The organism is Planosporangium flavigriseum, from assembly GCF_011947225.1.
GTDB classification, from domain to species: Bacteria; Actinomycetota; Actinomycetes; order Mycobacteriales; family Micromonosporaceae; genus Planosporangium; species Planosporangium flavigriseum.
In genome coordinates this window covers 249,098-261,442 of record NZ_JAATVW010000001.1, presented here as the reverse complement: position 1 = coordinate 261,442, position 12,345 = coordinate 249,098, and the positions used below count along the sequence as shown (strand labels likewise).

The window sequence follows — 12,345 nt, the reverse complement described above, 5'->3', positions numbered from 1 at the left end:
TGGCAATGCGCACAACGTCACTGCTGCACGGCGGCGATCCCTGCCCGGGTGACCCCGCCGGCGTGCATCAGGTCGTCGGACAGCTGCGCGCCGCCGCCGAGAACGTGTCGGACGCGGCCACGCTCATCCGGCGGGTCGCGAGCGACACGACCATGTGGACGGGCGCCGCCGCGGACGCCTTCGCGCAGCGGCACGACGAGCTGATCAGGCAGTTGTCGAGGGCGCGAGCCGCGTACGAGTCGGCGGCCGACGCGCTCGGCAGCTGGGTGCGCCAGCTGGAGCACGCACAGGCCGAGGCCGCCTCGATCGTGTACCGGGCCCAGGCTGCCGCGCAGGCCGCCGCGGCCCAGGCCGGTACCCACCACCTCGTTGGCGCGCGCCCACCGGCGCTGGCGGCGCTGCAGAAGGCCCGGGACGCCCTGGAACACCGGGCCCAGCAGGACGCGAAGCGGTGCGCGCAGGCGCTGGACGAGGCGAGCCAGCAGTTCGGCAACGTCCACCACGACCTGGGCCGGTGGGTCGCGCACGCCTGGGAGGACGTCCTCACTGAGGCGGCGGCCGCCAGCAAGATGCTGCACGTGGTCGACGACGTCGTCGGCATCGTCGCCCTCGTGACCGGGCCGATTCCCGTCGTCGGCCAGGTCGTCGGTGCTGTCGCCCTGCTGGCCCTGGCTGCGACGGTCGTGTGCGACGTGACGCTCGCCGCGTCCGGCCGCCAGTCCTGGTGGATCGTTGCCGAGGACGGCGTCTCGATCGCCTTCGCCGGTGCCGGGAAGGTCGCCGGACGGGTACTCCGGGAGGCCAAGGCGGCCGAGCAGTTCGGCGCGTCGGCGAGATCGGCCAGTCGCCTGGGCGGCGGCTTCACCCGGAGCCTGCGACCGGCGGAGGCCCGGTTGGCCACCGGCCAGGGCAGCATCAACGAGGTGAAGCTGTGGGCCGGCGCCCGCCGCGCCGCCCTCGGCGACGCCGCAGAGCTGAGGGCGCTCGCGCGCAACGCCCAGGCGCACGCGGAGGTGCGCGACGCGATCCGCGCGGTGCTCCGCAACCCGCTGGCGGAGCTGGCTTCGGGGGAGAAGGAGGCGCTCGCGGGCGCCAAGGCTTTCAAGCAACTGCCGCTGTTGTCACAGTGGACGCCCCAGGGCACCCGGCAGGCCGTCTCGATGGGCGTCTACGACGGGCTGAACGTCAAGGACGGCAAGGAAGCCATCGACACCCTGCGCAAGATCGACATCTGGGTGAACTGTGAACTGACCGGGCAACCCGTACCCGACTGGGACTCGATGTGATGGATTGGCAGCCCTGCGAATTCACCGCCCGCGACGGGGCTTCGGTACGGCTCAGCCTGCCGCCCGGCTGGTGGGCGCTCCCGCTGATCGGCGACGACCTGGCCGACCAGGTGCGGCGGTTCACCGACGCGAACATTCCAGCGGAGGCTCAGCCGTCGGTCCGGTCCGAGCTGAGCGCCGAGTGGCAGCGGCTGGCCCGCGCCGCCGCGACAGCGGCTGCCGTGCTGCTCGCCGGCGGAGCCGCCTACGACGAGGACGCCGACCAGATCGTCACCGCGTCGCTGACGGTCGTCCCGCTGCGCCTGTACGATCTGGCCGCCGACCCGGACGAAGACGGACCGGTCGGGCCAGCGGAGGTGCTGCGCCTACCGGCCGGCGCGGCGGTGCGCGGAGTACGGCTGGGTCGTTCCCCCAGCCCGGTCGGCGACGTGCTGCAGCTGCATGTCGAGTACCGCGTCGCCGACGCCTGGATGCTCGCGTTCTCGACGCCGGCGCTGCACCACGTCGAACAGCTCCTCCCTGCCTTCGACGCGATCGCCGCGACCCTCCAGCTGCCAGTGTCCGACGCGGCACCGTTCAGCTGACCGCCTTGACCAGCTCGGCCGGGCCGCCGCTCCAGCCCTGCCGGGCCAGGCCGACCGCACGCTGCACCGCCGCCTCGTCCAGGCTGGTGAAGCCGGCCCCGCGCAGCTCCGCCACGATCGCCCGCAGTCTGTCCGCGGTGGCCGGCATCGGGCCGGCGAGCGCGTCGGTCACCTCCAGCAGCGCCGGCACCCGGCTGGACCCGCCGCCGAGCCCGCCGCCGGTCGGATCGGCGACCTGCACCGGCGCCATGGCATGCCGGCGCAGCAGTACCGCCCGGCCCACCGGCTCCCCGCCGAGGTAGGCCTGCGGGATCCGGGTGAACGCGCCGAACAGCTGTATCCGCGGTGCCCGCGGACCGAGCAGCAGCCCCGTCCCGCCGGCGCCCACGTCGGCGAGGAACGTGCCGGGCGCGGGTGCGGCCACCTCGTCGTACCCGGTCGCCACCACCATGCCGGTCCCCGCGTGGTCGGCGTTGGAAAGGAAATCCCGTAGGACCGCATTGGCCTCGGTACGCACCAGCCGCTCCGCGTCGTCCACGAGGACCACGGTCGGGGCGTCACCCGCTGCCGCGAGCGCGAGCTGAGCCTGCCGCAGGGTCGGCTGCGGCGCGCTGAGGATGGCCGCGACCCCCGGTACGCCGGACAGGTCGCGCAGCGGCGAGGAGCGTACCGGCGACAGCACGACCACCTCGACGCCCCGGCCGACGAGTTCGAGGGCGATGCCGAGCAGGGTGCTGCTGCGGCCGCTGCGCCGCTCCCCCACCACGAACAGGCCGGGCCCGTCCGCGTGTAGGTCGCCTCCGAGCAGCGACAGCTCGTCGCCGCCGGCACCGAACGGCACCCACAGCGCACTGTCGGCCTCCGGCGGTCGGGGCAGGGCGTCCGCCTCGGCCACCGTGAGATACGCCGGGAGCCGGTCGACGCGCCAGGGTCCGGGCCCGTCATCAGCGCTCGCCGCCATCGCGCGCAGCGCCCGGATCTGGGCGTCCGGGTGCGGGTCGGTGCCGACCACGGCGACCTGGACGGTGCGGTAGGGCGGGGTGACCCGTACGGCCTGGCCGGGTCGGGGCTCGGCGGGCAGGGCGGTGGCCGGTACCCCGAGATAGGCGTAGTCCGCCGGGTCGAACGGCAGCGCGAGCCGGTCGTGGGACGCCTCGACGAGCGGCCGCGCCCGGCCGGACGAGAGCAGGGTGCTCGTACCCGTGATCGCGACGTGCACGCCCGCGGCCGGGCCCTTGCGGACGATGCGTACCAGCTGGTCGTGCAGTGCGCCGCTGTCGACCTCGCCGAACGTCTGCTGCCAGGTCTCCCAGTCGTCGATGAGCAGGACCGTGTACCCGTCGGCGCCGGACCGCTCCCGGAGGTTCACGGTCTGCTCGAGGCGCGCCAGCAGCCGCGCGCCCCGGTCCAGTTCGGTGTGCTCGACGACGGCGCCGCAGTGCGGCAGCTCGGCCAGGTCGGCGAGGCCCCCGCCGCCGCAGTCCATCACGTACAGCGCGACCTCGTCCGGCCGGTAATGGGCGGCCGCCGAGGCGGCGAGCGTGCGCAGCAGCGTGGTGCGCCCCGAGCGGGGTCGCCCGGCAACGAGGAGGTTGGTGCCACCGGTCAGCCGCCAGCCGGCGGTGGGCTGGGCGCGCTCCTCCGGGTGGTCCTCGCGGCCGTAGCCGAGACTCACCCCGGTCGGCTGCGGCGGGTCCACCTCGGACAGCGGGAGGACCGGCGGCGGCTCCGGCAGCCACGGGCGGGCCGGACCGTTGAGCGAGCCGATCCGCGCCGCGGCGCGCACCGCCTCGACGAGAACGTCGATGTCACGTACGTCGACGACCCCGGCCGCGGGCGGCGGGTACCCCAACAGCTCCCACGGCGCGCGGATCACCCGTACCGGCTGGCCCGGCGCGCGGCGGGTCTGCCCGCCGAGGAACGCCGACTGGAACAGCGTCACGGCCGCGTCCTCGCCGCGGCGCAGGTACCCGCGCCCCTTCACGGTCAACGAACCGGCGTCGGGAATCCCGACCACGTCGATCGAGTGCTCGGTGGGCAGGTGGAGCGCGATCTGCAGGTTGATGTTCGGCCGGATCTCGGACGGGATGACGCCGCGCGGCGTCTGGGTACCAATGATCAGGTGCAGGCCGAGCGAGCGGCCCTGGGTCGCGACGTGCACCAGCCGGGTCAGGATCTCGGGCGGGAGCTCCTCTTTGAGCATCGCGAACTCGTCGATGACGACGAGGAGCCGGGGCAGCCGCCGCGGGCACTCGGGCGGGAGGGCGCCCGTATCGCCGAGCTGCTGGTACTGCTCCAACTTCTCGACCCCGGCGGTGGCCAGGTAGCGCTGGCGGCGCCGCATCTCGCCCGCGAGCGAGTCCAGCGCGCGCATCACCTGATGGCCGTCGAGGTTGCTGATGCTGCCGACGGTGTGCGGCAGCCCGGCGAACGCGTTGAACGCGGCGCCGCCTTTGAAGTCGACCAGGATGAAGCCGAGCTCGTCCGGCCGGTTGGCCAGCGCGAGGCTACCCACGAGACTCTGGAGCAGCGCCGACTTGCCCCAGCCGGTGGCGCCCGCCACCAGCGCGTGCGGCCCGTTGGCGGCCAGGTCCACCAGCAGCGGACCGTCGCCGGTGCGGCCGAGCACCACGCGGGTCTGCCGCGGGGTACGGGCCCACTGCTCGACGAGCACCGGCAGGTCGAGGGTCGGCACCAGGTCGAGCAGCGCCACCTCGGACGGCAGGGCCACCGCCGCGGCCTGCGCCTCCGGGTCGTGCAGCGGGGCGAGGGCCCGCCCGATGCGTTCCGCGACGACCGGGCTGAGCTGGTCGGCCAGTACGGTCAGATCCGGTTGGCCGGTGCGGCGTAACTGGAGGTACCGGGCGTCGGCGCAGGTCACGGTGGCAGGGCACCGGTAAGGGAGCTGGTCGACGGCCACGACGAAGACCCCCACCTCGGGCCCGTGGCTGAGCACGTCGGCGAGGCCGGGGTGGTCGTACTCGGGCAGATCGTCCACGACGACCAGCCAGTTGTGCTGGTAGCGACGCGGACCGTGGGCCGCGGACTCCCGGCGGGCGGCGACAACCGCCGCGAGCGCGTCGATCTGCCCGCGCAGCGTGGCCTCGTCGCAGCCCACCCGTGCCAGCGGTCCGGTTGGCGGCCGGGCGTGCGGCAGCCAGCGAACCCAGTCCCATGTGGACCGCGCGTCGGCGTTGCCGGGGCGGGCGAGCACCACGATGCTCAGGTCCGCCGGCCCGGTCTGCACGGCGGCCTGCGCCACGATCCAGCGTGCCACGGCGCGGGTCTGCGCCCGTGGCCCGGTGAGCCCGATCGTGCCGAACGTCGCGAGGCTGACGGTGACCGGGGCGCCGGGAATCACCGGTGCCGGCGCATCCTCGGCGTCCGGATCGCGGACGGCCACCGCGCTGGGCTGGTCGGCCATGCCGAGGCGGACCTCCAGGAAGTCCTCGTGCCCCGGGCGTCGCTCCCACAGCCGTTTACCGGTGCGCTCAGCGGTGAGCACGACCCGCAGCACGTCCGGCGCCTGTCGGGCGCGGCGCGCCTGCTCGTCGGTGAGCAGGCCGGCCAACTCACTCTGCCGGCGCGACATCGTCTCCTCGTACCGCCGCTCCGCCTTCGCCCGCGTCCGGCGGCCCTGCCACCAGGTGGCGAAGCTGGACAGCGCCAGCGTCGCGGTGCCGACCGCGGCGAACAGCAGGAACATGAGGTTGTGCCACACGACGTACGCCACCGCGCCGAGGACCAGGCCGCTGACCGCGCCCAGGCCCATGGCGAAGCTGGCCCGGGACGCGGTCTGCGGCCGCCTGGGCAGCTCCACCACAGCCGGGACGGAAGGCTCCACGAACCGGTGCTGGCGTACGAAGCGCAGGCGGCCGTCGGGCAGTGGGGTGACGGCTGCGGCCTCCGGGTCGTCCGGATCGTCGCCGTTGGAGAGGACCAGCCGGTCGTCACCGATCTGCGCGACCATGCCGGGTAGCCAGCCGACCGGCCGGGTCAGCCGCTCGCCGTCCAGCAGCGTGCCGTGCCTCGAGCCGATATCGGCCAGCTCCACACCGTCCACCCGGCACCGCAAGGCGGCATGCCGGCGGCTGGCCTCTGGCACCGAGAGGCGGATCTCGTTCTCCGGCGACCGGCCGATCGTCACCGTACCGGTCGCCGGCAGCGCCATGATCAGCCCGGCGTCGGCGCCGGAGATGACCCGTAGCTGCCGTCTCCGGAGTGGCGGCTGAGACCCGCCCGCCTCGGCGTCCGAACCGTGCTGCCGTGACAGGTGGAGCACGCTGCCCGCGCGCACACCCGCGGCGACCACGGTCGCCGCGGGGTCGACCGGGCCGGCGTCCGTGCTGAGCCGGGCCTGCGCCGTCACGTCGAAGTGCCGCGCCAGTGCCACCCGCAGGTCGTCCACCCGCGCCTCGCCCGCGATGTCCACGTATAGGTCGTGCCTGGCGCCTGACAGCATGACGGTCAGCGGAATCCGCACCCGCGCCCCCTTCGTATCCGGTGGTCACCAGATAACGGGACACGTGCCGATTCGACAACCACCCATCCGTGCGGTCCGGGCGGTCATCCAGCCAGGCCACTGGCGTCGACCGTCGGGACAGGTACTTTTGCCGCAAATCCGCAGCACTGAATCAGGCCGGCATCATGGTTTCGCACCACCCGCTGTCCAAATAAATCGGCATGACAATCACATCGGGCGGTCTGCGGACCAACCGCCTGTCACTAACGGTGGTTTGTTGAGGCTGGTGGGGGTAGGGCGGACGGTAGTGGTTGTTTGGGCGCCGTTGCGTTGTGGGATCGGTGGACGTGTTGAACCCGTGTCGGGGTCCGCGGTCAGATCGCTTGGGCGAGTTCGGCGAACGCGGCGGCGTCGGTGACCACCTCGCTGGGTGTCACCTTCAGTGTGGACAGTGCCCGGCGGAAGAACCTGCGGGCCGCGCTGGCGTCGCGGCGGGCCGAGACCAGCGCGTCGATGACCTGTCCGTACTGGTCGACCGCGCTGCTCAAGTCTGCCTCGATCTTGCCAACGCTTAACGCAACGGAGCCAGACTCCCTGCCCGGGTCCAGTGCGGTGCCGGCAAACACTACAAGTGATTGGCGTTCTCCCGTACATCACGTAGCAGAAGGTATCGCCGCAGCGTGGCGTGGCGTTCCTGGTTCATGCGGTGCCGAGCTGTCCTTCGGTGCTCGTCCAACGTCGCGGCTGGCGCGCCCCGGCTGCTGATCCGTCGGGATCGATCGCGCAAGAATGTTGCTACTTATATCTTCCGCTACGCAATAGAAGTGTGGCAGGTTGGGGGTATGCACGTACGTCTAAGTGATGAATGGCCATGACCACGTCCAGCGCCTTGGTGCTCGGCGGAGCGGGAGGTATCGGCGCTGCGGTGAGCCGCCGGCTGCCGAGCTACCTCGAGGGTGCCTGGCGCAGCGGCGTTGGTGAGGGTGCCCCGGTCGCCGACGCCGTGACGGGTGAGCTCGTCACCCGGGTCAGCAGTGCCGGGCTCGACCTCACCGCGGCCGTGGCGTACGCGCGCGGCACCGGCCTGGCCGCGCTCAGCGCGACGACGTCCGGGCCGCGGCCGCGCGGCTCGCTTCGGCTGGATCCATTGTGTACGGCGACCCGGAGAAGGTCGACGTGGTGGGCGCCGACGCCGAGCGCGGCGCGTTCCTGTCGCCGGTGCTGGTGCGGGTGGACGACGTGGCCCGCCCGCAGCCCCACGAGGTGGAGGCGTTCGGGCCGGTGAGCACGCTCATGCCGTACCGCGGTGTCGGTGACCTGCTCGACCTGGTCGCCCGCGGCGAGGGATCCCTGGCCGGCTCGGTCGTCTCCTACGACCGGGGCTTCGTCCGCGAGGTCGTGCTCGGGGCGGCCGCCCACCACGGCCGCATCCTCGTCCTCGACCGCGACAGTGCGGGGGAGTCCACCGGGCACGGCACCCCGCTGCCCCAGCTCGTCCACGGTGGACCAGGCCGTGCCGGCGGCGGCGAAGAGGAGGGCGGCCTACGGGCCGTCTACGCCCACCTCCAGCGCACCGCCGTACAGGGCAGCCCCGCTGTCCTCGAGGCGATCACCGCGGACGGCAAATAGTCGACATAACGTCTCATTATGGTCAAGAATGTGTAGAACTTTCGAGACAGGAGAGCAGCGATGAGCATCCACTCTCGCACCGGCGCCGCCCCCACACCCACCGGGCCGCTCAGTCGGGTGGACTACAGCGAGCGCATCCCGAACAACGTCGACCTCGCCAGCGACCGGCGCCTGCAGCGCGCGCTCGAAGGGTGGCAGCCGAAGTTCCTCGACTGGTGGAAGCAGCTCGGGCCGGCCCTGCCGACCAAGGACGTCTACCTGCGCACGGCCATCGCTGTCGGCCGGGACGGCTGGGCACACTTCGACCACGTGCCCATGGACCAGTACCGCTGGGGCATCTTCCTCGCTGAGCGCGACCCCGACCGCAAGGTCAACTTTGGCAAGCACAAGGGCGAGCCGGCCTGGCAGGAGGTCCCGGGCGAGCACCGCGCCGACCTGCTGCGGCTGATCGTCGTGCAGGGCGACACCGAGCCCGCCTCGGTCGAGCAGCAGCGCACCCTCGGCCGCACCGCGCCGAGCATCTACGACCTGCGCAACCTCTTCCAAGTCAACGTGGAGGAGGGGCGCCACCTGTGGGCGATGGTCTATCTCCTGCACGCCTACTTCGGCCGGGAGGGCCGCGAGGAGGCCGAGCAGCTGCTCAAGCGCAACTCCGGCGACCTCGACGCGCCGCGCATTCTCGGCGCGTTCAACGAGGAGACCACCGACTGGCTGCAGTTCTTCATGTTCACGTACTTCACCGACCGGGACGGGAAGTACCAGCTCGGCACGCTCAAGGAGTCGGCCTTCGACCCGCTGGCGCGCACCTGCGAGTTCATGCTCAAGGAGGAGGCCCACCACATGTTCGTGGGCACCACCGGCGTCCAGCGGACGGTGGAGCGCACCGCCGAGCTGATGAAGGAGCACGACACCGCCGACATCTTCCCGTACGGCGGCATCCCGCTGGACGTGATCCAGAAGTACCTCAACTTCCAGTTCTCGGTCTCGATGGACCTGTTCGGTTCCGAGCAGTCGACCAACGCCGGCAACTACTACACCTCCGGGCTGAAGGGCCGCTGGATGGAGATCCGGCGCTCCGACGACCACGTGTTGCTGGACGCCACCCGTGAGATGCGCTACGTCGAGGACGGCGCGATCAAGACCAAGACCGTGCCGATGCTGAGCGCGCTCAACCTCGACCTGCGCGACGAGTACGTGGCCGACTGCGCCAACGGCGTCCGCCGCTGGAACCAGGCGCTCGAGGATGCCGGCCTCGACGAGCGGCTGTACCTGCCGCACGAGGGCTTCAACCGCAAGGTCGGCGTTTACGCCGGGCACCGGATCACCCCGCAGGGCGAGGTCATCGACGAGGCCATCTGGCAGGACCGGGTCGGTGACTGGCTGCCCACGCGGCAGGATCGCGAGAACGTGGCGGCTCTCATGGTCCCCGAGTACGAGTACGGCAAGTTCGCCGGCTGGATCGCCCCGCCGAAGGTCGGCATCAATGACCAGCCGGTCGAGTTCGACTACGTACACCTGGCCGAGGAAGGGCTCGTTTGACCCACCCTTTCGGCGATCACGCGTAAGGGGAGTGCTCAGTTCCGGGCGGCCGCGCTGTCGTCCATGCGGTTCCATTCGTCCTGGGCGCGCCGGTGCCACCGGTCGTGCAGGTCGTGGAAGGCAGCCGCCGCCCGCGGGCCCGGCCAGTCGTGGTCCAGCAGTTCGGCGGGGAGGTCGGGGTCGAGGAACGGGAAGAGCCGCCATTCCTGGATGAGAAGCACCTGGTTGACGAAGGCCTCCTGGTCCGACGACACCGTCAGTCCCTCGAAGCGTTCGATGAAGGTCAGATACCGCTTCTCCACGTCGTCGAGGTCCCAGGCGTCCGTGATCAGCTTGGCGGCGTCGCCGATTCCGGCGGACGGGCCCGTCCAGGCGTACGCGCGGTCGGTGAGATCGAGTTCGCGGATGATGTCGCGGACCGCGGCCTCCTTCGACGCATCGGGTACCACCCACAGGCTGGGGGCGGGTGAGCCCAGGCCGAGCCAGGTCAGTCGGGTGCGCAGCCGATGGCGGAGCTGGCGCTGGGTCTCCGGTACGCCGACGGTGAGGACGAGCCAGCGGCCGTCCCACCCGTGCGGCCTGCGCATGAAGCCGTAGATGCGGTCGGTGCCTTCTCTCAGTAGCCGGTCGCCGGCCGGCGTCAGGTTCCAGCGGACCCTCCGGCCGTGCCGGGTCGAGGTGAGCAGGCCCTCGGCGGCGGTCCGGGCGAGGGCCTGCCGCGCGGACTTCTCCTCGATGTCCAGGGCGTCGAGCGCGTCGACCAGCGTGCCTGTCCAGACTTCGCCCCCGCGCGGAAGGACGAACTCGCCGAGGATCGTCAGCAGGATCGAGCGTGCGCTGGCGGACGCCTTCTCGCGTTGGCGTTCTGCCGGCTCGGCCGCCCGGCCGGTCGCCGTGCGCGGTTGGCGCGGGGCCACGTCTGCTCTCCTGTCGTTCGACATTTTCGTGACGCGCATTCTGCCAGGTTAGGGCCCGACTCCAGGTAAAGGGCTCGGACCGGTTTCTCATCGAAAAGTAGCGCTCCATAAATGCTACAAACTCTTGACGTAGCACGGAAGGCCCGTCGAATATGAGGGGCACAAGCCTTCAGGCCATCCATCGCCCACGGAGTGCGCATTGACTGTCACCGAGAGTGCTGAAACGTTGCAGAGCGCGGCGAGTGCGGAGGCTTCACCGGTGACGCCTCCGGTGGTCCGCTTCGCCACCTCGCCAGACCGCTACCGGCACTGGGAACTCGAGCTGGACGGGGAGGTCGCCACCGTCACGCTGCGCGTCGACGAGCAGGGCGGCCTGGTCGGAGGCTACGAGCTGAAGATGAACTCCTACGACCTCGGGGTCGACATCGAGCTGTACGACATCGTCCAGCGGCTGCGGTTCGAGCACCCGGAGGTCAAGTCGGTCGTGATGACGGGCGGCCTGGAGCGGATGTTCTGCGCCGGCGCCAACATCCGGATGCTCGCCCAGTCCTCCCACGCGTGGAAGGTGAACTTCTGCAAGTTCACCAACGAGACCCGCAACGGCATCGAGGACGCCACCGAGAACTCCGGCCAGACCTGGATCGCCGCGCTCAACGGCACCGCCGCCGGCGGCGGGTACGAGCTAGCGCTCGCCTGCGACCAGATCGTCCTTGTCGACGACGGATCCTCGGCCGTGTCCCTGCCGGAGGTACCGCTGCTCGGCGTGCTCCCGGGTACCGGTGGCCTGACCCGTGTCGTGGACAAGCGCCACGTCCGCAAGGACCGTGCGGACCTGTTCGCCACCAAGTCCGAGGGCTACCGGGGCAGCACCGCCGTCGAGTGGGGTCTGGTGGACGCGACCGTACCGCGCAACGCCTTCGACACCGAGATCGCCCGGCGCGCCCGGGAGGCGGCGTCGTCGTCGAAGCGTCCCTCCGGGGCCACCGGGGTCACTCTGACGCCGCTGGACCGCAGGGACTCCGGTGACACCATCACCTACCCCTACGTTTCTGCGAGGATCGATCGAACGGCGCACCGTGTCGAGATCACCGTCGAGGGTCCGAGCGAGGCCCCGCCGGCCGACGCCGCAAAGGTGCTCGCCCAGGGCGTGGACTACTGGCCGCTCGCCGTGACCCGCGCGCTGGACGACCTGATCCTGCACCTGCGTACCAACGAACTCGAGCTCGGCATCTGGGTGCTGCGCGCGGTCGGCGACGCCGAGCGGGTGATGGCCTACGACGCCCAGTTGCGGGAGCTGGCGGGCGACTGGTTCGTCAACGAGGTGCGGCACTACTACAAGCGCACGCTCAAGCGCCTCGACGTGACCAGCCGCAGCCTCATCGCCGTCATCGATCCGGGCACGGCGTTCGTCGGCCTGCTGCTCGAACTGGCGCTGGCTGCCGACCGGCAGTACATGCTGGAGGGCATCTACGAGGATCGCGACGAGGAGGCCGTCCCCGCCACGATCCGGGTGAGCGAGTCGAACGACGACGATTTTCCGATGGGCAACGGCCTGTCCCGGCTGCAGTCGCGCTTCTGGGGTGACGAGAAGGGACTCACCGCCGTCCGCGACAGGATCGGCGAGCCGCTCGACGCCGCCGCCGCGGTCGACCTTGGCCTGGTCACCTTGGCGCTCGATGACATCGACTTCGAAGACGAGCTGCGCATCGTGCTGGAGGAGCGTGCGTCGCTGTCGCCGGACGCGCTGACCGGCATGGAGGCCAACCATCGCTTCGTGGGCCCGGAGACGCTGGAGACGAAGATCTTCGGACGGCTCACCGCCTGGCAAAATTGGATCTTCATTCGTCCGAACGCGTCCGGTCCTGACGGGGCCTTGCGCCGCTACGGCAGCGGTCGCAAGGGCGACTACGACCTCAAGCGGGTCTGAC

Annotated in this window: 8 protein-coding genes; 5 read left to right on the top strand and 3 right to left on the bottom strand. The window is 71.3% G+C overall.

The window, feature by feature from the left end; translation table 11 throughout:
- Positions 1 to 5 precede the first annotated feature (5 nt).
- Both HC028_RS01045 and HC028_RS01040 read left to right on the top strand, forming a co-directional pair.
- Positions 6 to 1,286, top strand: coding sequence for a WXG100 family type VII secretion target (locus HC028_RS01045; protein WP_168071799.1), 1,281 nt, complete (start codon positions 6 to 8; stop codon positions 1,284 to 1,286).
- Positions 1,286 to 1,870, top strand: a complete 585-nt coding sequence (locus tag HC028_RS01040; RefSeq protein WP_168071798.1) for a hypothetical protein — start codon at positions 1,286 to 1,288, stop codon at positions 1,868 to 1,870. Before HC028_RS01045 ends, HC028_RS01040 begins: the two co-directional genes overlap by 1 nt.
- On the opposite strand, the gene HC028_RS01035 is transcribed toward HC028_RS01040, so the two are convergent.
- The gene (locus tag HC028_RS01035) at positions 1,863 to 6,353 is read right to left on the bottom strand and encodes an FtsK/SpoIIIE domain-containing protein (RefSeq protein ID WP_168071797.1); all 4,491 of its coding nucleotides are present in this window, start codon (positions 6,351 to 6,353) and stop codon (positions 1,863 to 1,865) included. The two genes, HC028_RS01040 and HC028_RS01035, sit on opposite strands and share 8 nt — an antisense overlap.
- Positions 6,354 to 6,706: 353 nt before the next feature.
- Positions 6,707 to 6,880, bottom strand: coding sequence for a DDE-type integrase/transposase/recombinase (locus HC028_RS28040; protein ID WP_203981363.1), 174 nt, complete (start codon positions 6,878 to 6,880; stop codon positions 6,707 to 6,709).
- Positions 6,881 to 7,481: 601 nt separating this feature from the next.
- Here HC028_RS28040 and HC028_RS01025 point away from each other — a divergent pair.
- Together HC028_RS01025 and boxB are read left to right on the top strand one after the other, a co-directional pair.
- The gene (locus tag HC028_RS01025) at positions 7,482 to 7,961 is read left to right on the top strand and encodes an aldehyde dehydrogenase family protein (protein ID WP_203981362.1); all 480 of its coding nucleotides are present in this window, start codon (positions 7,482 to 7,484) and stop codon (positions 7,959 to 7,961) included.
- 60 nt (positions 7,962 to 8,021) lie between these two features.
- Positions 8,022 to 9,500 (top strand): benzoyl-CoA 2,3-epoxidase subunit BoxB, encoded by a 1,479-nt coding sequence (gene boxB, locus HC028_RS01020; protein ID WP_168071796.1) that lies wholly within the window; start codon positions 8,022 to 8,024, stop codon positions 9,498 to 9,500.
- 35 nt (positions 9,501 to 9,535) lie between these two features.
- On the opposite strand, the gene HC028_RS01015 is transcribed toward boxB, so the two are convergent.
- Positions 9,536 to 10,417: a PaaX family transcriptional regulator gene (locus tag HC028_RS01015; RefSeq protein ID WP_239075521.1), complete on the bottom strand. Its 882-nt coding sequence runs from the start codon at positions 10,415 to 10,417 to the stop codon at positions 9,536 to 9,538.
- A gap of 259 nt (positions 10,418 to 10,676) precedes the next feature.
- Between HC028_RS01015 and boxC the strand changes: the two genes are divergently transcribed.
- On the top strand, positions 10,677 to 12,344 hold the full coding sequence (gene boxC / locus HC028_RS01010) for a 2,3-epoxybenzoyl-CoA dihydrolase (RefSeq protein WP_203981361.1): 1,668 nt from the start codon (positions 10,677 to 10,679) through the stop codon (positions 12,342 to 12,344).
- The last annotated feature ends 1 nt before the right edge of the window (position 12,345 follow it).

What these genes read in the sequence shown, in the direction of transcription:
- HC028_RS01045 (WP_168071799.1), top strand. Translation starts at nt 6, where the DNA reads ATGCGCACAACGTCACTGCTGCACGGCGGCGATCCCTGCCCGGGTGAC.
- HC028_RS01040 (WP_168071798.1), top strand. Translation starts at nt 1,286, where the DNA reads ATGGATTGGCAGCCCTGCGAATTCACCGCCCGCGACGGGGCTTCGGTA.
- boxB (WP_168071796.1), top strand. Translation starts at nt 8,022, where the DNA reads ATGAGCATCCACTCTCGCACCGGCGCCGCCCCCACACCCACCGGGCCG.